The 19790-nt window shown below is 74.9% G+C and carries 15 protein-coding genes and 1 riboswitch; of the genes, 10 read left to right on the top strand and 5 right to left on the bottom strand.

Annotation, left to right across the window (positions count from 1 at the left end; genetic code table 11):
• Window positions 1–31: 31 nt before the first annotated feature.
• The 7 genes from DWV08_RS11475 to DWV08_RS11445 all read left to right on the top strand — a co-directional run bounded on the left by DWV08_RS11475 (window position 32) and on the right by DWV08_RS11445 (window position 7831).
• Window positions 32–1609, top strand: a complete 1578-nt coding sequence (locus DWV08_RS11475) for a fumarylacetoacetate hydrolase family protein (protein ID WP_115413917.1) — start codon at window positions 32–34, stop codon at window positions 1607–1609.
• Window positions 1591–2334 (top strand): GntR family transcriptional regulator, encoded by a 744-nt coding sequence (locus tag DWV08_RS11470; RefSeq protein WP_115413916.1) that lies wholly within the window; start codon window positions 1591–1593, stop codon window positions 2332–2334. The genes DWV08_RS11475 and DWV08_RS11470 overlap by 19 nt, the downstream gene beginning before the upstream one ends.
• 163 nt (window positions 2335–2497) lie before the next feature.
• Window positions 2498–4006, top strand: coding sequence for a 5-carboxymethyl-2-hydroxymuconate semialdehyde dehydrogenase (hpaE, locus tag DWV08_RS11465; RefSeq protein WP_115413915.1), 1509 nt, complete (start codon window positions 2498–2500; stop codon window positions 4004–4006).
• 43 nt (window positions 4007–4049) lie between these two features.
• Complete coding sequence (hpaD, locus tag DWV08_RS11460) at window positions 4050–5207, top strand: 3,4-dihydroxyphenylacetate 2,3-dioxygenase (protein WP_115413914.1); 1158 nt, start codon at window positions 4050–4052, stop codon at window positions 5205–5207.
• A 14-nt stretch (window positions 5208–5221) separates the two neighbouring features.
• A complete protein-coding gene (gene hpaH / locus DWV08_RS11455; protein WP_115413913.1) occupies window positions 5222–6010 on the top strand; it encodes a 2-oxo-hept-4-ene-1,7-dioate hydratase in 789 nt (262 codons plus the stop codon).
• Complete coding sequence (locus tag DWV08_RS11450; RefSeq protein WP_115413912.1) at window positions 5995–6810, top strand: HpcH/HpaI aldolase family protein; 816 nt, start codon at window positions 5995–5997, stop codon at window positions 6808–6810. The genes hpaH and DWV08_RS11450 overlap by 16 nt, the downstream gene beginning before the upstream one ends.
• A gap of 262 nt (window positions 6811–7072) precedes the next feature.
• Window positions 7073–7831, top strand: a complete 759-nt coding sequence (locus tag DWV08_RS11445; RefSeq protein ID WP_115413911.1) for an alpha/beta hydrolase — start codon at window positions 7073–7075, stop codon at window positions 7829–7831.
• Window positions 7832–7843: 12 nt separating this feature from the next.
• On the opposite strand, the gene DWV08_RS11440 is transcribed toward DWV08_RS11445, so the two are convergent.
• The 4 genes from DWV08_RS11440 to DWV08_RS11425 form a co-directional block, all read right to left on the bottom strand.
• Window positions 7844–8503, bottom strand: coding sequence for a thiamine phosphate synthase (locus DWV08_RS11440; protein ID WP_115413910.1), 660 nt, complete (start codon window positions 8501–8503; stop codon window positions 7844–7846).
• Window positions 8500–9312, bottom strand: coding sequence for a hydroxyethylthiazole kinase (gene thiM / locus DWV08_RS11435; protein ID WP_115413909.1), 813 nt, complete (start codon window positions 9310–9312; stop codon window positions 8500–8502). Before thiM ends, DWV08_RS11440 begins: the two co-directional genes overlap by 4 nt.
• Complete coding sequence (locus DWV08_RS11430; protein ID WP_115413908.1) at window positions 9309–10757, bottom strand: MFS transporter; 1449 nt, start codon at window positions 10755–10757, stop codon at window positions 9309–9311. Before DWV08_RS11430 ends, thiM begins: the two co-directional genes overlap by 4 nt.
• Window positions 10754–12550 carry a bifunctional hydroxymethylpyrimidine kinase/phosphomethylpyrimidine kinase gene (locus DWV08_RS11425; RefSeq protein ID WP_115413907.1) on the bottom strand — a complete coding sequence of 599 codons (1797 nt, stop codon included), beginning with the start codon at window positions 12548–12550 and terminating at the stop codon, window positions 10754–10756. Before DWV08_RS11425 ends, DWV08_RS11430 begins: the two co-directional genes overlap by 4 nt.
• Window positions 12541–12633: riboswitch (TPP riboswitch) on the bottom strand. (Overlaps the previous gene by 10 nt.)
• A 335-nt stretch (window positions 12634–12968) precedes the next feature.
• Between DWV08_RS11425 and DWV08_RS11420 the strand changes: the two genes are divergently transcribed.
• From DWV08_RS11420 to DWV08_RS17300, 3 genes are all read left to right on the top strand, one after another.
• Entirely contained in the window at window positions 12969–14681 is a 1713-nt protein-coding gene (locus DWV08_RS11420) for an HNH endonuclease signature motif containing protein (protein ID WP_115413906.1), read from the top strand.
• Window positions 14682–14806: 125 nt separating this feature from the next.
• Entirely contained in the window at window positions 14807–15985 is a 1179-nt protein-coding gene (locus DWV08_RS11415; RefSeq protein ID WP_115413905.1) for an exonuclease SbcCD subunit D, read from the top strand.
• Window positions 15982–19056: an AAA family ATPase gene (locus DWV08_RS17300; protein WP_115413904.1), complete on the top strand. Its 3075-nt coding sequence runs from the start codon at window positions 15982–15984 to the stop codon at window positions 19054–19056. The genes DWV08_RS11415 and DWV08_RS17300 overlap by 4 nt, the downstream gene beginning before the upstream one ends.
• A gap of 42 nt (window positions 19057–19098) precedes the next feature.
• On the opposite strand, the gene DWV08_RS11405 is transcribed toward DWV08_RS17300, so the two are convergent.
• Entirely contained in the window at window positions 19099–19692 is a 594-nt protein-coding gene (locus tag DWV08_RS11405; protein WP_162801556.1) for a TetR/AcrR family transcriptional regulator, read from the bottom strand.
• Between the last annotated feature and the right edge of the window lie 98 nt (window positions 19693–19790).

The following is a 19790-nucleotide window of genomic DNA, read 5'->3' as shown; positions in this document are numbered from 1 at the left end:
CCGCAAGAGCAACGACGCCTCGAGGAGAACGATGAGCCACCCCCTGGACCCCGCCGCGACGCGGTGCGCCGCCCTGCCGGTGCCCCCCGGGAAGATCATCGCGGTGCACCTGGCCTACGCCTCCCGCGCCGCGCAGCGCGGCCGCCGCCCCGAGGCCCCCTCCTACTTCCTCAAGCCCGTCAGCTCCGTCGCCGCGAGCGGCGGCACCGCGCAGCGCCCGGCCGGCACCGAGCTGCTCGCCTTCGAGGGCGAGATCGCCCTGATCATCGGCACCGAGGCCCGGCACGTGAGCCTCGCCGAGGCCTGGGACCACGTGGGCTCGGTGACGGCCGCGAACGATCTGGGCGTCTACGACCTGCGCCGCAACGACAAGGGCTCGAACCTGCGCAACAAAGGCGCCGACGGCTTCACCCCGCTGGGCCCGGCCCTGCTCGACGCCCGCGCGGTGGATCCCGCCGCCCTGCGCGTGCGCACCTGGGTGGACGGCGAGCTCGCGCAGGAGGACACCACCGACACCCTGCTGTTCCCCTTCGCGCAGCTCATCGCGGACCTCTCCCAGCACCTCACCCTGGAGCGCGGCGACGTGATCCTCACCGGCACCCCCGCGGGCTCCTCCGTGGTGGGCCCCGGCGCGGTGGTCGAGGTCGAGGTGGACGCCCCGCAGGCCGCCGGCGCCCCCAGCACCGGCCGCCTGCGCACCACGATCGCGCAGGGCCAGGTGCCCTTCGACCCGGCGCTCGGCTCCCTGCCCGCCGTGGACGACGCCCAGCGGGAGGAGGCCTGGGGATCCCGCGAGGCCGCCGGCCTCCCGCCGCTCGAGACCCTGGCCGACGGCGCCTCTGCCGCCGCCGCGGATCCGGCCGACGGGGCCGCCGCGACTCCGGCCGCCGGCCCGGCCGACGGCGCCGGCTTCACCCTCACCGCCGCGCAGCGCGAGCGGCTCGAGCGCGCCCCCGTCGCCGGTCTCAGCGCCGCCCTGCGGGCACGCGGCCAGCACCACTGCGTGATCGACGGGCTGCTGCCGATGCACCCGGACCGCAAGCTCGTCGGCACCGCCCGCACGCTGCGCTTCGTCCCCGCCCGCGAGGACCTCTTCGCGACCCACGGCGGCGGCTTCAACCGGCAGAAGCAGGTGTTCGATACCGTCGGCGAGGGCGAGGTGATCGTCATCGAGGCGCGCGGCGACGCCACCGCCGGCACCCTGGGCGACATCCTCGCCCTGCGCGCCCGCACCCGCGGCGCGGCCGGCGTGGTCACCGACGGCGCGATCCGCGACTACGACGCCGTCGCCGAGATCGGCCTCACCGCGTTCTCCGCCGGGCCGCACCCCTCGGTGCTGGGCCGGCGCCACGTGCCCTGGGACTCGGACGTCGCGATCGCCTGCGGCGGTGCGACCGTGCTGCCCGGGGACGTGATCGTGGGCGACTCCGACGGCCTGGTGGTGATCCCGCCGGCGCTACTGGAGGAGGTGCTCGAGGCGACCCTCGAGAACGAGGCGCGGGACGAGTGGATCGCCGCCCGCATCGCCGAGGGCGAGGCGATCGAGGGCCTGTTCCCGATGAACGCGCAGTGGAAGGAGCGGTACGCGACATGGCGACGCGCACAGTGAGCACCGACGGCTCCGCCGAGAACCCCGCCGCGGAGCCCACGGAGAAGCCCGCCGCGGAGCCCCTCGAGGAGCCCGTGACGGTGAGCAAGTCGCAGCGCGCCTACGAGTGGCTGCGCGAGCGGATCCTGCGCCGCGAGTTCACGCCGGGCTACCGCCTGGTGCTCTCCAGCATCGGCAAGGAGCTGGGGATGAGCGTGGTCCCGGTGCGGGAGGCGGTGCGCCGCCTCGAGGCCGAGGGCCTGGTGGTGTTCGAGCGGAACATCGGCGCCCGCGTGGGCATGATCGACCGCACCGGCTACGAGGAGGCGATGGACGCCTTGGCCGTGCTGGAATCCGCGGCGATCAGCCGCGGCGCCGCCCACCTCACCGCAGAGGATCTGCGCCGCGCCCGGGACCTCAACGAGGTGATGCGCCGCAGCCTGGAGGACTTCGACGCCCACATCTTCACCGCGATGAACGAGCGGTTCCACGCGATCCTCTACCGCGCCTGCCCCAACCAGCGCCTGGTGGACCTCACCGAGGCGGAGTGGACGCGGCTGGGGCACCTGAGGGACTCCACCTTCGCCTTCGTGCCCGGCCGCGCCCCGGAATCCGTGCGGGAGCACGAGCACATCCTCGACCTCCTCGATGCCGGCGCCTCGCCGGAGGAGGTCGAGACCGCCTGCCGCATGCACCGCGGCCGCACCCTGTCCGCCTACCTCGACCTGGGGGAGCCGGGCTCCTGAGTCCGCCCGGTCCGGGCACCGACGCCCGGCCGCCCCCGTCGGCCCACCACCCGCACCCCGCGCCGGCCCAGCCCGTCGGCCCCACCCGCCAGGCCGCCCCGTCGGCCCTACCCATCCGGCCGCCTCGTCGGCCCATCCACCCGCACACCGCGCAAGGAGCATCATGGTCACCCCCACCGCCACCCGGCCCGCGACCCTTCCCGACCGGATCCAGCACTACATCGGCGGCGCGCACGTCGGCTCCCTCGACGGCGACACCTTCGAGGTGCTCGACCCCGTCTCCAACCAGCCCTACCTCCGGGCCGCCTCCGGCAAGAAGGCCGACGTCGACGCCGCCGTCGCCGCGGCGAAGGAGGCCTTCACCAGCGGTCCGTGGCCGACGATGCTGCCGCGCGAGCGCTCCCGGATCCTGCACCGCGTCGCCGACGTGGTCGAGTCCCGCGGCCAGGAGCTGGCCGAGCTGGAGTGCTTCGACACCGGGCTGCCGATCACGCAGGCGCTGGGCCAGGCCCGCCGCGCCGCGGAGAACTTCCGCTTCTTCGCCGATCTGATCGTCGCCCAGCACGACGACGCCTTCCAGGTCCCCGGCCGTCAGGCCAACTACGTCCACCGCACGCCGATCGGCGTGGCGGGCCTGATCACGCCCTGGAACACGCCGTTCATGCTGGAGTCGTGGAAGCTCGCGCCCGCGATCGCGACCGGCAACACCGTGGTGCTCAAGCCCGCGGAGTTCACGCCGCTGAGCGCCTCGCTGTGGCCGGGCATCTTCGAGGAGGCCGGGGTGCCGGCCGGCGTGGTCAACATCGTGCACGGCTACGGCGAGGAGGGCTTCGCCGGCGACTCGCTGGTCAAGCACCCGGACGTCCCGCTGATCTCCTTCACAGGCGAGTCCCGCACCGGGCAGCTGATCTTCGCCAACGCCGCACCCTGGCTGAAGGGACTGTCCATGGAGCTGGGCGGGAAGTCGCCGGCCGTGGTGTTCGCCGACGCGGATCTGGACGCCGCGATCGACGCGACGATCTTCGGGGTGTTCTCCCTCAACGGCGAGCGCTGCACCGCCGGCTCCCGCATCCTCGTGCAGCGCGAGATCTACGACGAGTTCGTGGAGCGCTACTCCGCCCAGGCCGACCGCGTGTTCGTGGGCCTGCCCGAGGACCCCGCCACCGAGGTGGGCGCGATCGTGCACCCCGAGCACTACGAGAAGGTGATGAGCTACGTCGAGATCGGGAAGCAGGAGGCGCGCCTGACCGCCGGCGGCGCACGCCCCGAGCAGTTCCCCGAGGGCAACTTCGTGCGCCCCACGGTGTTCGCCGACGTCTCCCCGGACGCCCGCATCTTCCAGGAGGAGATCTTCGGGCCGGTGGTGGCGATCACCCCCTTCGACACCGAGGAGGAGGCGCTGGAGCTGGCGAACAACACCAAGTACGGGCTGGCCGCCTACATCTGGACCAACGACCTCAAGCGCGCACACAACGTCGCGCAGAACGTCGAGGCCGGGATGGTGTGGCTGAACTCGAACAACGTGCGCGACCTGCGCACCCCCTTCGGCGGGGTGAAGGCCTCGGGCCTCGGCCACGAGGGCGGCTACCGCTCCATCGACTTCTACACCGAGCAGCAGGCCGTGCACATCAACCTCGGCGAGGTGCACAACCCCGTCTTCGGCAAGGCCTGACGCCCCGCCCCCACCGACCACCCCGAGAGGCAAGGACGCCATCATGACCACCCCGCTCACCCCCGACGCCCCCGAGCCGGTCGTCACCGCCGGATCCCCGATCGCCGCCGCGCACCCCATCCCCACCCCCTCCTCCCCGCCGCCGGACATCCTGCGCTGCGCCTCGATGGAGCTGGTGGTCACCGACCTCGCCGCCTCCCGGAACTTCTACGTGGACGTGCTGGGCCTGGTGGTCACCGAGGAGGACGAGAACACCGTCTACCTGCGCAGCTTCGAGGAGTTCATCCACCACAACCTGGTGCTGCGCCAGGGCGAGATCGCGGCCGTCGCCGCCTTCTCCTACCGGGTGCGCTCACCTGAGGAGCTCGACGTCGCCGTCGCGTTCTACGAGGAGCTGGGCTGCCGCGTGGAGCGCCGCGCCGAGGGCTTCGTGCGCGGCCTCGGGGACACGGTGCGGGTGCAGGACCCGCTGGGCTTCCCGCTGGAGTTCTTCTACGAGGTGGAGCACGTGGAGCGCCTCGCCTGGCACTACCACCTGCAGATCCCGGGCACACTGGTGCGCCTGGACCACTTCAACCAGGTCACCCCGGACGTGCCGCGGGCGGTGCGGCACATGGAGGACCTCGGCTTCCGCGTCACCGAGGACATCCAGGACCAGGCAGGCTCCACCTACGCCGCCTGGATGCGCCGCAAGCCCACCGTGCACGACACCGCCATGACCGGCGGCGACGGGCCCCGCATGCACCACGTCGCCTTCGCCACCCACGAGAAGCACAACATCCTCGCGATCTGCGACAAGCTCGGCGCGCTGCGGATGAGCGACCACATCGAGCGCGGCCCCGGCCGCCACGGCGTCTCCAACGCCTTCTACCTCTACCTCCGCGACCCCGACGGGCACCGGGTGGAGATCTACACCCAGGACTACTGGACCGGCGACCCGGACAACCCGGTGGTCACCTGGGACGTGCACGACAACCAGCGCCGCGACTGGTGGGGCACCCCGGTGGTCCCCTCCTGGTACACCGACGCCTCCACCGTGCTGGACCTCGACGGGAACCCGCGGCCGCTGATTGCCCGCACCGACGACTCGGAGATGGCGCAGACCATCGGCGCGGACGGCTTCTCCTACACCCGCAAGGGCGAGGAGGAGCAGATGCCCGAGTGGAAGCAGGGCGAGTACAAGCTGGGCCACCAGCTCTGAGGAGGGGGACCACGATGGCACTGGACGAGCAGACCCTCGACGCGCTCGCCGACGAGCTCGCCGAGGCCGGCCGCACCCGCACCCTGATCCCGCGGATCACGGCCCGTCACCCCGAGGTGACGGTGGAGGACTCCTATGCGATCCAGGGCCGCTGGCGGAATCGCGAGCTGGCCCGCGGTCGGCGCCTGGCGGGTCGCAAGATCGGCCTCACCTCGAAGGCGATGCAGGCCGCCACCGGGATCACCGAACCGGACTACGGCGTGATGTTCGCGGACACCGTGGTGGACTCCGGCGCGGTGCTGGAGTTCGACCGCTTCACGAACGTGCGGATCGAGGTGGAGCTCGCGTTCGTGCTGAAGGAGCCGCTGGAGGGCCCGGACTGCACGCTGCTGGACGTGCTGCGCGCCACCGAGTACGTGGTGCCCGCGCTCGAGGTGCTGGATGCGCACGTGGAGCTCGAGGGCCGCACCATCGTGGACACCATCGCGGACAACGCCGCCTACGGCGCGATGGTGCTGGGCGGCAGCCCGGTGCGGCCCGAGGACGTGGACCTGCGCTGGGTCGCGGCGCTGCTGCACCGCAACGAGACCATCGAGGAGACGGGCGTCGCGGCCGGGGTGCTGGGCCATCCCGCCCGGGGCGTGGCGTGGCTGGCGAACAAGCTCGCCCAGCACGGCGAGCGCCTCGAGGCCGGGGAGATCATCCTCGCCGGCTCCTTCACCCGCCCGGTGTGGATCGAGCGGGGAGACACCGTGCTGGCCGACTACGGAGACCTGGGGACCATCACATGCCGTTTCGTCTGACACCCACCTTCCGCGCGCAGCTCGACGCCGCCGCGGGGGAGTCCCGACGCCCGCTGGCCGGGATGTGGCTGTGCACCGGCAGCCCCCTGGTCGCGGAGATCGCGGCCGGCTCCGGGCTGGACTGGCTGCTGATCGACATGGAGCACTCGCCGGTGAGCCTCGAGTCCGTGCTCGCCCAGCTGCAGGCGATCGCGGCCTACCCGATCACCCCGATGGTGCGCGTCCCCGTCGGGGACACCGTCACCATCAAGCAGGTGCTGGACCTCGGCGCCCAGAACCTGCTGGTGCCGATGGTCTCCACCGCCGCGCAGGCGCAGCAGATGGTCGAGGCCGTGCACTACCCGCCCCGCGGCCGCCGCGGCGTGGGCTCGGCCCTGGCCCGCTCCGCCCGCTGGAACCGGGTGGAGGGCTACCTCGCCGACGCCGCCTCGCACGTGTCCCTGGTGGTGCAGATCGAGACCGCCGAGGCGGTGGAGAACATCGAGGAGATCCTCGCGGTGGACGGGCTCGACGGGATCTTCGTGGGCCCCTCCGACCTCGCCGCCTCCATGGGGCTGCTGGGCCGGCAGTCGCACCCCGACGTGGTCGCGGCGGTGCGCCGCGCGATCGCGGCCGCCCGGGCGGCCGGGGTGCCCGTGGGCGTCAACGCCTTCGACCCCGCCGTGGCCCGCGGCTACGTCGCCGACGGCGTGGACTTCCTGCTGGTGGGGGCCGACGTCGCGCTGCTCGCCCGCGGCAGCGAGCGCCTCGCCGCCGAGTGGACGACCGCGGCCGACGAGTCCGGGCGCGCCTCCTACTGACTCGCGCCGCTGCCGGAGCCGCCGGCCGCACAACAGCCGGCTGACGAACCACGAATCGCCGGTCGGTGGTTCGTCAGCAGGCAGTTGAGTCCGCGGCCCGCGGCCCCGGACACCCGGCCCGCGGCACCGGACACCCGGCCCGCGGCACCCGGCGCCCGACGCCCCGCGCATCGGGCGGTGCTAGCGTGCAGGGGTCCCCGCCCGGCGGCGTCCCGCCGGCCGAAGGACGACGACGCCGACGGACGATGACGAGGTGCCCGCCATGACCGACGCCGTGCGATTCGCCAGCTCCCGCGGGCCCGAGCTCGCGGGCGTGCTCGAGACCACCGAGGGCCCCACCCGCGGATGGGGCCTGATCGTGCACGGCTTCACCCTGGGCAAGGACTCCCCGGCCACGTTCCGGATCGCCCGCGGACTCGCCGCGGAGGGCATCGGCATGCTGCGCTTCGACTGCCTGGGCCTCGGCGACTCGGACGGCGAATGGGGCGACGGCTCCTTCACCGTGAAGGTGGAGGACACCGTGCGCGCCGCGGAGGCCCTCGCCGAGCGCGGCACCCCGCCGCAGCTGCTCATCGGCCACTCCTGGGGCGGCGCGGCCGCGATCGTCGCCGCCCGGCGGATCCCGAGCGTCACCGCGGTGGTGACGATCGGCGCCCCGTCGGAGCCGGCGAACATCGAGCGCCACTACGACTCCGTGGTGGACCGCGTGCTGGAGGACGGCACCGCCTCGTGGCCGATCGGCGGCCGGGAGCTCACGCTGAAGCGGGACTTCGTGGAGGACGTGCGCGGCGCCGAGCTGATCGCCCGGGTGCGCACGATGGGCCGACCGCTGCTGGTGATGCACTCGCCCACCGACAGCACGGTGGACGTGGACGACGCCGCCGAGATCTTCCGCGCCGCCCTGCACCCGCGCAGCTTCATCGCCCTCGAGGGCGCCGATCACTTCCTCACCGCCGAGGGGCAGGCCGATCGCGCCGCCCGCATCATCAGCGCTTGGGCGGATCCGTACCTGCGGCCCTGACCTGGGAGGGCGTCAGCGCTCGCCGACCCCGTCCAGCACCTCCCGCACCACGCCGGCGGGATCCGCGGCGTCCATCACCGCGCGCACCAGCGCGACCCCGGCCACGCCCGCGGCGGCGAGGCCCGGGACGTCCGCCGGGGTGACGTCCCCGATCGCGACGATCGGCAGCGTGGTCGCGGCGGTCAGCTCCCGGTACCCCTCCGCGCCCAGCGGCGGCCGGCCGGAGTCCTTGGTGGGGGTGAGGCGGAACGGCCCGGCGCCCAGGTAGTCGAGCAGGGGCGTCAGCGGCGCGGCCGCGCGCACCAGCTCCGCGGTGCCGGTGGTGAGGCCGATCAGCGCGTCCTCGCCCAGCAGGGCGCGGGCGTCGGCGACGGGCAGGTCGTCCTGGCCGAGGTGGACGCCGTGCACGGCCGCGCCGCGGGCCCGGGCCGCGGCGGCGACGTCGGCCCGGTCGTCCACCAGGACTGTGGTGGCGGGCCGCGCCCGCTCCACCGCGTCGGCGACGGCGAGCACCAGCTCCAGCAGCGCGGCGGTGGAGGCGTCCTTCGCCCGCACCTGCACCACCCCCGCGCCGGCCGCGGCGGCGGCCGCGGCGACCTCGACCGTGCGGCGCGAGGTGCCGGAGGTGACCAGGTAGCAGCGCAGATCCAGGTCGTCTCGTCGTGCGGTCATCGCTCCACCTCTCGTCCCACCTCGTCGAGCGCGTCCAGCAGGTGCATGCGGAAGCTGCCCGGCCCGGCCGCGCGCCCGGCGGCGAGCTCCCCGGCCACGTCCAGCCACACCGTGGCCGCGAGCGCCGCCTCGACGGGGTCCTCGCACACGGCGGTGCACGCCGCGGTGAGCGCCCCCAGCAGGCAGCCCGTGCCGGTCACGCGCGTCAGCAGCGCCGCACCGCGGTCCACCCGTCGGCTGCGCCGCGCATCGCACACCACGTCCACCGCCCCGGAGACGGCGACCGCCCCGCCGGTGCGCGCGGCCACGGCACGGGCCGCGTCCGCGGCGGCCTCGGCCGGGTCGGTCGCGTCGGCGCCGCGCCCCCCGGCCCCGGAGCCGGCCAGCACCAGCAGCTCGGAGGCGTTGCCGCGCACCACCGTCGGACGCTGCGTCAGCAGGGACCGGGCCAGCGGGGTGCGCACGGGCGCGATCCCCACCGCGGTGGGGTCCAGCACCCAGGGCCGGCCCTCGCGCACGGCCACCTCGACCGTGGCGGGGATGCCGTCCATCCCGTCGGTGCTGAGGGTGCCGAGGTTGATCGAGAGGGCGTCCGCCACGGTGGTCAGCACCGGCGCCTCCGCCGCGGTCTCGGTCATCATCGGGCGGGCGCCCGCGGCCAGCAGACCGTCCGCCACCAGCGCCATCGACACCGTCGCGGTGAGGCAGTGCACCAGCGGCGCCTGCGCGCGCACCGCCGCCAGCACCGGTGCCACCTCGGCGAGGTCCGGATCGGGCGAGGGGCGGTCCTGCGGGGTGGTGGGGGTCATCGGGTGTGGCCCTCCGCGACCGCGTCGAGATCGGCGTCCAGCTCGCGGGGGCGCAGCCGCGGACCGGCCGCCGCGCCCACCATCACCAGCACGCCGCCGAGCACCACCATCGTCAGCACGGTGCCGTGCCGGCCCAGCAGCGGTTCGAGCACCGGCACGTAGAACGGGTACAGCGCCGGCAGCACCAGGGAGAGGCTGTATCCCGCGCCGTAGCCCGTGGAGCGCAGCGCGGTGGGGAAGCGCTCCGAGAGGTAGGCGGAGACCGGCCCGTAGGCGGAGACGGTCACCACCTGCAGCAGCGCGGCGCAGGCCGCGGCGACCGCCACGGTGGGCGCCGCGACTGCGCTCCACCACAGCACCGGGCCCAGCACCGCCGCGGCCGCGCCCCACAGCAGGAACAGGCGCCGCCGCCCGGTGAGCGTGGAGAGGTGCCCGGCCAGGGCCATCACCAGCGCCTGCGCCACCGAGGCGATGCCCATCACCACCGGCACCGCGAGGGCGGGCAGTGCCGAATCGGCGGCCAGACGCTCCGGGAGCAGCAGCACGGTGGAGTAGGTGAGCAGCCACAGGCCGGTCATCATCACGAAGACCTGCCAGAACGCCCGCGACCAGGCGCCGGTGAGCAGGCTGCGCAGGTTTGGTGCGGGTGCGGGTGCGGGTGCGGGTGCGGGGGCAGGTGCTGTGGCGTCGCCGTCGGCTGCCGCAGGGTCCCCGTCGGCCCCGGCGCGGCGGTGGAACAGCGGCGCATCGGTGACCTGGCGCCGGTAGTACACGAGCATGCCCAGCGAGAGCAGCGCCCCGGCCGCGAACAGCGCCCGCCAGCCCCACAGCGCATACTGCTCGGGCCCCAGCACCGCCAGCAGCACCGCCACGGAGAAGGCGACCAGCGCCTGCGCCCACGGCGCCATCGACAGGATCAGCCCGCTCATCAGCCCGCGTCGGCGCGGCGCGGACCACTCCATCGCCAGCGGGATCGCGGCCGAGTACTCGCCGGCCACGAAGATCCCGCCCAGGAAGCGCAGCAGCAGGATCAGCGCGACCGTGCCCGCGCCCAGCACCTCGTGCGAGGGCACCGCCGCGATCGCGGCCGCGCACAGGGCGGTGCCGCCGATCGCGATCCGGGTGGTGCGGGTGCGGCCCAGCCGGTCCGAGATGCGGCCGAACACCACGCCGCCGACGGGCCGACCCATCAGCATCGCGATGATGATCAGCGCGCCGGTGGATGCCGCCGCGCCCGGCCCGGCGAGCACCAGCATCGCCGGTGCCAGCGCCGTGACCGGCAGGAACACGTGGATGTTGTCGACCAGGTTGCCCACCACCCCGGCGCGCAGCGCGGCCCGGCCCTCCGGCGGCAGCGCGGCGGTGCCGGTGGGCGCGGCGGAGGGGGCAGGCGTGCCGGGCGTGCCGGAGGCGGCGGGGGTGGCGGAGGTCCGTGCGGCGCTCATCGGGCGGCACCGACCGTCGGCGCGGCGGTCGTCGCGGGCTCGTCGGCAGACGGCCCGTCGGCCGCATCGGCGCCGGCGCCTGCCCCGTCGGCGCCCGCCCCGTCGGCGCCCGCCCCGCCGGCGCCCGCCCCGTCGGCCGTCCCGACCTCGACCCGTCGGGCCTGCTCGAAGAACTCCAGCTCGTGCCGGCAGGCCAGCAGGAAGTCGCGGGCGGCCTCGGCGCGCTCGGCGGGATCGGCGGCGGCGAGCTCCGCCTCGACCACGGCCAGCGCCCCCGCCACCCCCTCCACAAAGCCGGGATCGCGGTACGTCTCCAGCCAGGCGGCGTAGGGATGCGTGGGCGCGACCTCGTCGAGATCCGCGCCCACCTGGGCGTACAGCCAGAAGCACGGCAGCGCCGCGGCCGCCCCCACCACGGTGGGGGAGCCCAGCGCCCGGGCCAGCAGGAAGTCGGTGTAGGCGCTGGTCACCGGGCCCACCGGCACTTGCGCCGCGTGCGGCCGGCTGGCCAGCCAGTCATGGTGCAGCGCCATCTCCACGGTGAGGCACTCCTGCGCGGACGCGGCCCAGAACGCGCGGGCGTCGGCGTCGGTCGAGGACTCGCCGAGCGCCGCCAGCGCACGGGAGTAACGCAGCAGGTAGTGGGCGTCCTGCGCGAGGTAGAAGGAGAACTGCTGCTCGGGGAGGCTGCCGTCGATCAGCGCGCGCACGAACCCGGAGCGGGAGATCTCGGCCGCGAGCGGCGAGCCCGCCGCCCACAGCGCCTCCGTCCACGGCCCGGCAGGCGGTACCACCGCGGGCACGACGGTGCCGCGCACGGCGTCCCCGTCGGCCGCCGCGAGCTGTGCCGGGTGCTCCCAGCGCTGCGGCACCGCATCGTCCGTGAGCCAGGGCGCGGCCGAGCCCGCCGCCGCGAGCCGCCGCCCCTGATGCCCGTGGTCGACCGGGCCGTGCCCGCTGCCCACCTGCAGCGCCGCCCCGTGCTCCACGGCCTCGTGCAGCCAGCCGGTCGCCCAGGTCAGCGCCGCGGCGAGGGAGTGGCCGGCGCCCAGCCGGGTGGCCAGCGCGGAGGAGAGCGAGCAGCCGGTGCCGTGGGTGCTGGTGGTCTCCACGCGTCGCGAGCGCACCCGGTGCTCCGTGCCGTCCGGGGCGATCCAGGTGTTGGCGACCTCCTCGGCCTCGAGGTGGCCGGTCTTCACCACCACGGCCACCTGGGTGCGGGCGGCCCAGCGCCGGGCCTGCGCGAACGCCTCGGCCTCGGTGCGCGCCCGCGGGGAGCCGGTGAGCACGCCGAGCTCGTCGATGTTCGGGGTGACCACCGTGGCGAGCTCGCAGAAGCGGAGCATCGCCTGCTCCGCCTCCGGCTCCAGCAGGCGGTCGCCGCTGCTGGCCACCATCACCGGGTCCACCACCAGCACCTGTGGCGGGTGCGCCTGCACCCAGGCGGAGACCGTCTCGATCACCTCGACGGTGCCGAGCATGCCGGTCTTCACCGCCTCCAGCTGCACATCGTCGGAGACCGCCTCGAGCTGCGCGGCGAGAGTCTGCCGCGGCGGGACGTGGATCGCGCGCACCCCGTGGGTGTTCTGCGCGACCACCGAGGTCACCACGCTCATCGCGTAGCCGCCGGCCGCGACGATCGACTTCAGGTCCGCCGCGGTGCCGGCGCCGCCGGTGGGATCCGTGCCCGCGATGGAGAGCACGCGGGGGAGGGAGGCGGCGCCTCGGGGCGCGGGGCCGGCGGCCGACGGGGCGGGGGCAGGCGGGAACTGGGTGCAAGGATCCGAACTCATGCGGACATCCCTTCGCTAGTACGAACTAGATCAGGTTCCACGGGTGTGATCTCAGCGCGCTCGGCGCACCCCGTGTCCGCCGCCGAGTGTAGGTCACGGCGGCGGGGTGCCCGGTGAGGCGTCCGTCGGCGGGAGCCGGCCCGCGGCCCGCGATCTCGCACACGGCGACCGCACCGAGAATTGTGGATATCTGGCGATGGGGAGGAGAAGCGGTTCCTGTGTGGCGCGGCGCGTGTGTTCTGGGGATATGCCGAACTGGTTTTCCACAATGCCACGCGAGGCGCTCGCCAGGTATCCACAATCGGAGGGAGAGTCTTTTGTCTGTCGGTGGTCGCCAATACGATGAGAGGCAGATAGGAGAAGCACCGCAGGGGCGATCCGCACTGCACGGGACGAGCGGCAAAAGGGGGTGGAAGGGATGGATCTGGAACGCGATGACGGCGAGAAGTTCGATGAGGAGCCCAGCAAGTGGGCCGGCGAGAGTCCCGACGAGCGCCCCGACGAGGCGGCGCTGCTCGCCGCGCTCCCCGAGCGACTGCGCCACGTCCGCGCACAGCGGGAGCTCACGCGGGACGCCCTTCTGTGCCGCGGCAGGAGCGAGGAGGACCCCCAGCTCAGCACCGCTGTGCAACGTGTCTGGGATGCGCAGTGGGCCGCCGGGCGCCACCTCGCCGAGGAGTACCGCGCCCTCGCCGAGCTCCACGCGCACGAGGGCGAGTACGAGGAGGTCGCCGAGATGGACGAGGTGGACACCCTCCGGGCGGCGCTCGCACTCCGGGTGACGCGCAGTGCCGCTTCGTGGCGTCTGCGAGACGCCTACCAGGCCGTGCACCTCTTCCCTCGTGCCATTGCTCGCCTCGAGGAGGGGATCATGCCTGGGCCGTGGTTCCAACGCCTCATGAAAGCCTCGCGGAACCTCTCCGACAGTTCTCGCCGCGATCTCGACATGATCCTCTCCACCTGGTCGATGGACATCTCCCCGGAGCGATTCTTCACCCTTCTGCGGGCGCTGGTCGACCATCTGCGCGATCGTGAGAGAACACCGGATCCCGTGGTCGCGCTGGAACGCTCCGTCCAGCTGCTGCCCGGGCCGGAACCAGGCACCGGCACCCTCAGCATCACCGGCCCGATCCCGGATGTCCTCGCCCGGTGGAAGCGGCTCGACGATTCCGCCCGCGCCATCCAGGCCGAGCAGCGCGCCGCCCTGCGCGACGGCACCGAGATCCCCCACGATCCCGACGGCATCGCGCGGGAGACCGGCCGCGCGCTGCCGCTGTCCCGCCTGCGCTACCAGCTGATGGACGGTGCCGAACTGGACCTGGACGGCGTCTCCGTCCCCGCCGAGCGGTTCCGGCTGAACGTCACCGTCCCCGCGCTCACCCTGCTCGGCGCCTCCGACGAGCCCGCTATGCTCGACGGGGCCACGCCGCTACCCGCCACCCTGGCCCGCTCGCTCGCCGGCACCGCCGACGACTGGTACCGCGTGCTCACCGACGCTTCCAGCGGCGCCTTCCTGCCGCTCCCGGCGGAGCGGTACACGCCCACACCCGCGATGCTCGAGCACCTCCGACTGCGCCACGCCCAGTGCGCCGTGCCCGGTTGCGCCCGGCCCAGCTCCTGGGCCTCCGAGTGCGACCACATCGAGGAGTGCCGCCGCGGCACCCCCGGCGAGGGCGGGCTCACCGAGATCGAGAACCTGCACCTGCTGTGCTGGCAGCACCACCTCGACAAGACGGCCGGCCTGCTGGACCCCACTCGGATCCCCACCCCGGCACGCGAACCGGGTCGCACCCGGTGGCGGATCGGCGACAGCGGGGATGCCGTCACCGCGATCGATGACCTCGACACCGCGAGCCTGCACATGGTGGACGTCCTCACCGCCGCTTGGACCAGCTTCCTGCGCGGCACCCGGGCCGGATCCGCCCCCTTCGAGCCCGCTCCCGTCGATCGGGCTCCCGTCGATCCGGCTCCCGTCGATCCGGCTCCCGTCGATCCGGCTCCCGTCGGCTCCGGCCGCTCGGCTCCCACTCTCGACCCGGCGCCGACCGGCCGCGAGGACCCCGGGGTCGAGCCGCACGGCGTCGCGCCTCCGCCCCGCGGCCCGGACGGGGAGGATCCACCGCCCTTCTGACCGGGGCCCGGTGGCCGCTTCGCCGATGCCGTCCTCGCCGGATCGGACCCGTCCGAACCCGCCCGCCGCCTGCGCACTGTGCACGGCGGCCTCGGATGTCGGCCCGCGCTCGTAGGCTCGGGGCCATGAAGATCCTGCACACCTCGGACTGGCACCTGGGGCGCACCCTGCACAAGGTGGACCTCCACGCGCACCAGGCCGCCTTCCTCGACTGGCTGGTGGAGCTCGTCACCGCGGAGCAGGTGGACGTGGTGGTGATCCCCGGTGACGTCTACGACCGCGCGGTGCCGGCCGTGACCAGCGTGACGCTGCTGGATGACGCCCTGGCGCGGCTCGCGGCCACCGGTGCCACCGTGGTGCTCACCTCCGGGAACCACGACTCCCCGGAGCGGCTCGGCTTCGGCCGCGGCCTCATGCGGGCGGGCGTGCACCTCCTCACCGACGTGCCCGGCATTGAGCACCCCGTCTCCGTGCACGACGAGCACGGCGAGGTGCTGTTCTTCGGCCTGCCCTACCTCGAGCCGGACCGTGCCCGCACCGAACTGGCCGGCGAGGGCGAGGAGCCGCTGGCCCGCAGCCACGAGGCCGTCACCCGTGCCGCCCTCGACCGCGTGCGGGAGCGCGCCGCCGCCCACCCCGGCGCCCGCACCGTGGTGCTCGCCCACACCTTCGTCACCGGCGGCGAGGCCAGCGACTCCGAACGCGACCTCTCCGTCGGCGGCGTCGACTCCGTGCCCGCCGGGGTGCTGCGCGGCATCGACTACCTCGCCCTCGGGCACCTCCACGGCTGTCAAGACCTCACCGCCGCCGTCGGTGCCCCCGCCTGGTACTCCGGCTCGCCGCTGGCCTTCTCCTTCTCCGAGCGGAACCACCGCAAGTCCGTGCTCCTCATCGACCTGGGAGCGCCCGGCGCCGACGGGGAGCGGGCCCAGGTCGAGGTGCGGCGCCTCGCCACCCCCGTCCCGCGCCGACTCACCCAGCTGCGCGGCACCCTCGCCGAGATCCTCGCCCGCCGCGACGAGCACGGCGGCGACTGGCTGAAGGCCGTCGTCACCGACCCCGCGCGCCCCGCCCACCTGCAGGAGCAGCTGCGCGAGGCCTTCCCGTACCTGCTGCTCACCGAGTACGCGCCCGAGGGGCGGGAGGCGAGGGAGGGCACCCCCGTGGTGCGCCGCGAGCAGGACCCGCTGGAGGTGATGGACGAGTTCCTCGCCCACGTCACCGGCGGCGACCCCACCGAGGCGGAGCACGACGTGCTCGAGCGCGCCTACACTGCCGTGCGCCGTCGGCAGGAGGCCTCGTGAAGCTCCACCACCTGCGCATGACGGGGATCGGGCCCTTCGCCGGCACGGTCGAGATCGACTTCGCCGCCCTCGGCGCCTCCGGCACGTTCCTGCTCGAGGGCCCCACCGGGTCCGGGAAGTCCACGATCCTCGACGCGATCGTCTACGCCCTGTACGGCCACGTCGCAGGCTCCGCCACCAGCGCCGATCGGATCCGCTCCCAGTTCGCCGCGCCCACCCAGCCCAGCGTGGTCGACCTCGTGTTCGAGACCTCCTCCGGACTGCACCGCGTGCGGCGCCAGCCCGAGTTCCAGCGCCCCAAGCTGCGCGGCACCGGCACCACCAAGGAGCAGGCCAAGGCCCTGATGTGGCGGATCGGGTCCCCGCAGGGGCTGCCCGCCGCGATCGCGGACGTCGCCGGCGCCGCCGAGGGCAGCGAGGTGATCGCCTCCCGCCTCGACGAGGTGGGCCGCGAGGTGCAGCGCGCCGTGGGCCTCACCCGCGAGCAGTTCACCCAGACAGTCCTGCTGCCCCAGAACGAGTTCGCGCGCTTCCTCCGCGCCGGCACCGGGGAGCGCCAGCAGGTGCTGCAGCGCGTGTTCGGCACGGAGACCTACGCCGCCGTCGAGAGGCAGCTCGAGGAGATGCGCAAGCAGGCCAAGCGGCAGGTCGATACCGCCCAGCAGAGCCTCGCGACGGCGCTGGCGCGCTTCACCGAGGCCGTCGCGCTCGAGGACGAGCGGGGCGGCACCGCCCTCGCCGAGCACGCCGCCGCGCTGCGCCTGGACCCGCTCGCCGCCGGGGCCGACGAGCAGCTCGCCGCCGTCACCGCCCACGCCGTCGAGGCCGAGACCGCCTCCGCCGCCGCGCAGCAGGCCGAGCAGACCGCCCGCACCACCGCCGAGGCCGCCCGCACCGCCCGCGCCCGCCTCGACCGCCGCCGCGAGCTCGACCGCCTCGCCGCCGCCCTGGAGACCGAGAAGCCCCGTATCGACCGGGCACGTACCGCGCTGGAGCGCGACGAGACCGCGCGCCCCGTCGCCGAGCTGCTGCGCCGGCGCGAGCGCGCCGCCACCGCGGTGACCGAGGCGAGCGAGGCGCTCACCGCCCTCGCCGCGCGCACCCGCCCCGAGCACCCCGACCTCGTGGACCTCCTCACCGAGGCGGAGGATCCGCACGACGCCCTCGCCGCCGAGGCCGAGCACTCCACCGGCGAGGCCGGCTCCCTCAAGGACCTCGTCGACCTCGAGACCGCGCTGCCCGAGCGGGAGCGCGCCCTCGCCGGCCGCCGCGACGCCCTCGCCGCCCGGGAGCAGGAGCTCGAGGCCGCGACCGAGCAGCTCGAGTCCCGCCCGGCGCAGCGCACCGCCCTCCTCGCCGAGCGCGACGAGGCCCGCACCGCTGCCGCCGGACTCGGCGAGGCGAAGGCCGCGCTCGCCGCCGCCGAGGACGCCCAGCGGGCCGCGACCGCGGCCGCCACCCAGGAGAAGGCCGTCGCCGCCGCCCACGAGGCCGCGGAGACCGCCCTGCGCCGGGCCCGCGACCTCGCCGAGGAGGAGACCGCCCTGCGCCGGCGACGCTTCGCGGGGATCGCCGCCGAGCTCGCCGCCGACCTCGAGGAGGACGCGGCCTGCCCCGTGTGCGGCTCCCTCGAGCACCCCGACCCGGCCGGCCCGGCCGAGGACGCCGTCGGCCCCGAGCAGGTCGAGGCCGCCGAGACCGCCCGGCAGGCCGCCGAGCAGCAGCAGGCCCGCACCGCGAGCGACCACGCCGTCGCCCGTGAGAAGCTCGAGCACCTGCGGGCTCAGGCCGGGGAGCACACCGTCGAGACCGCCCGCGCCGCCGTCGGCGCGGCCACCGAGGCCGTCACCGCCGCGACCGCGGCCGCCACCCGCGCCGAGGAGCGCGAGACGCAGCTGACCGCCTTCGACACCGGGACCGAGAAGGCCACCCGCGCGAAGGAGGAGCTCGCCCTCGCCGTCGCCCGCGAGAGGACCGGCATCGAGGAGTCGGACCGCGCCCTGGCCGCCGACCGCACCCGGCTGGAGGAGGCCCGCGGCGAGGACGACTCGATCGCCGCCCGCCGCCGCGCCCACACCGCCCGGGCCCGCGCCGCGACCGCCCTGCGGGAGGCGCTGCGCACCCGCACCGACGCCGCGCAGCGCGAGACGGAGCTCGCCGCCGAGGCCGAGAGCGCCCTCGCCACCAGCGGCCTCGCCACGGCCGAGGCGGCCCGCGCCGCGGTGCTGCCCGCCGAGGAGCGCCGCGGGCTCCTCGCCGCCGTGCAGCAGCGGGCGGTGGACGAGACCCGTCTCGCCGACGGCCTCGCCGAGTACGGCATCGCCGAGACCGTCGCGAGCGACGAGGCCCGTGCGCAGGCGGACTCCGCGCAGACCGCCGCGACCGAACATCTCGAGGCCGCCCGGGCCGCCGCCCGCGAGGCCGCCGGCCTCGCCGCACGGCGCCGCGGGACCGCCGACCGGGCGCACGCCGCCCGGGACGCGCTCGCACAGGCCTCCGCCGAGGCCCGCAGCGTGAGCGAGGACGCCGGCGTGGTGGTGCGCGTGGCGGACCTCGCCACCGGCCGCTCCGCCGACGGGGACCGCGTGCAGCTGTCCACCTACGTGCTCATGTGGCGCCTGGACGCCGTGATCGAGGCCGCCAACACCCGCCTGGCCCTGTTCTCCGGCTCCGACCTCGAGCTGCTGCGCGACACCGGCGCCCGCGGCGCGCGGAAGACGGGCCTGGACCTGCTGGTGCTCGACCGGCGCACCGATCAGGTGCGCGTGCCCGAGACCCTCTCCGGCGGGGAGACCTTCTTCGTCTCCCTCGCGCTCGCGCTGGGCCTGGCGGACATCGTCATGGGCGAGGCCGGGGGAGTGCAGATGGAGACCCTGTTCATCGACGAGGGCTTCGGCTCCCTGGACCCCGAGACGCTGGAGACCGTGGTGCGGGAGATCGGCCGGCTCGCCGAGGCGGGGCGCACCATCGGGATCGTCAGCCACGTGGGCGACATGAAGGCCCAGATCGCCGAGCAGATCCACGTGCGCCGCGGCGCGGACTCCCGCTCCACCCTCACGATCACCGCCTGAGCGGGGCGGGCCCGGTCGCGGCCTGAGGTGACCGGCGCCCGGTCACCGCGGGCCCAGCACCGCCGCCAGCACGGCCCGCAGCCGCTCCGGCGCCAGCGAGGCGCTGCCCAGGGTCCCCAGCGTGAGATGGCCGAGCAGCAGCTCCGCGACCACGTCGAACGGTGCTTCCGGCACCGGCTCGCCCGCGTCCCGCGCGTGCTCGAGCCGTGCGATGACCACCGCCGCGGTGGGGCGGGTGAGCACCTCGTCGAACAGGGCACGACGATCCGGGCCGCCGGCGGAGGCGGCCGCCAGGGCGCGCGCGACGGAGCGGACCGAGCGGCCCGTGATCGACTCCGCGGTGGCCAGCAGCCAGTCCTCCAGGTCACGGCGCAGATCCCCGGAGCGAGGCACCGGAAGCGGGCCCAGCACGAGGGCGCCGCGCAGCACCGCGTCGGCGACCACCTCGGCCTTCGATCCCCATGCCCGGTACAGCAGCTGCCGGCTCACCCCGGCACGGGTCGCGATCTGCTCGATCGTGACGTCGTCGTAGTCGTGCTCGCGCAGCAGCGCCCCGACGGCCTCGAGCACCGCGCGCCGACGGGCCATGTCCACGGGGCGTCCGGGCCGGGCGGAGGCGGGGGAGTCAGCGGTCATGGACCGAGCCTGCCATCCCCGACGATGATCGGCCGCCACCCAGGCAATTACGAGACTCCAGTCCCATAATGGGGTGAGGGTCGCTGCCCGCGGCCCGT

It is taken from the genome of Brachybacterium saurashtrense (assembly GCF_003355475.1).
GTDB lineage: Bacteria > Actinomycetota > Actinomycetes > Actinomycetales > Dermabacteraceae > Brachybacterium > Brachybacterium saurashtrense.
This window is presented reverse-complemented; position numbering and strand designations above follow the sequence as displayed.

Excerpts from the sequence above, each read along its gene's own strand:
- DWV08_RS11475 (WP_115413917.1), top strand. The coding sequence starts at position 32 with ATGAGCCACCCCCTGGACCCCGCCGCGACGCGGTGCGCCGCCCTGCCG.
- DWV08_RS11470 (WP_115413916.1), top strand. The coding sequence starts at position 1,591 with ATGGCGACGCGCACAGTGAGCACCGACGGCTCCGCCGAGAACCCCGCC.
- hpaE (WP_115413915.1), top strand. The coding sequence starts at position 2,498 with ATGGTCACCCCCACCGCCACCCGGCCCGCGACCCTTCCCGACCGGATC.
- hpaD (WP_115413914.1), top strand. The coding sequence starts at position 4,050 with ATGACCACCCCGCTCACCCCCGACGCCCCCGAGCCGGTCGTCACCGCC.
- hpaH (WP_115413913.1), top strand. The coding sequence starts at position 5,222 with ATGGCACTGGACGAGCAGACCCTCGACGCGCTCGCCGACGAGCTCGCC.
- DWV08_RS11450 (WP_115413912.1), top strand. The coding sequence starts at position 5,995 with ATGCCGTTTCGTCTGACACCCACCTTCCGCGCGCAGCTCGACGCCGCC.
- DWV08_RS11445 (WP_115413911.1), top strand. The coding sequence starts at position 7,073 with ATGACCGACGCCGTGCGATTCGCCAGCTCCCGCGGGCCCGAGCTCGCG.
- DWV08_RS11440 (WP_115413910.1), bottom strand. The coding sequence starts at position 8,503 with ATGACCGCACGACGAGACGACCTGGATCTGCGCTGCTACCTGGTCACC.
- thiM (WP_115413909.1), bottom strand. The coding sequence starts at position 9,312 with ATGACCCCCACCACCCCGCAGGACCGCCCCTCGCCCGATCCGGACCTC.
- DWV08_RS11430 (WP_115413908.1), bottom strand. The coding sequence starts at position 10,757 with ATGAGCGCCGCACGGACCTCCGCCACCCCCGCCGCCTCCGGCACGCCC.
- DWV08_RS11425 (WP_115413907.1), bottom strand. The coding sequence starts at position 12,550 with ATGAGTTCGGATCCTTGCACCCAGTTCCCGCCTGCCCCCGCCCCGTCG.
- DWV08_RS11420 (WP_115413906.1), top strand. The coding sequence starts at position 12,969 with ATGGATCTGGAACGCGATGACGGCGAGAAGTTCGATGAGGAGCCCAGC.
- DWV08_RS11415 (WP_115413905.1), top strand. The coding sequence starts at position 14,807 with ATGAAGATCCTGCACACCTCGGACTGGCACCTGGGGCGCACCCTGCAC.
- DWV08_RS11405 (WP_162801556.1), bottom strand. The coding sequence starts at position 19,692 with ATGACCGCTGACTCCCCCGCCTCCGCCCGGCCCGGACGCCCCGTGGAC.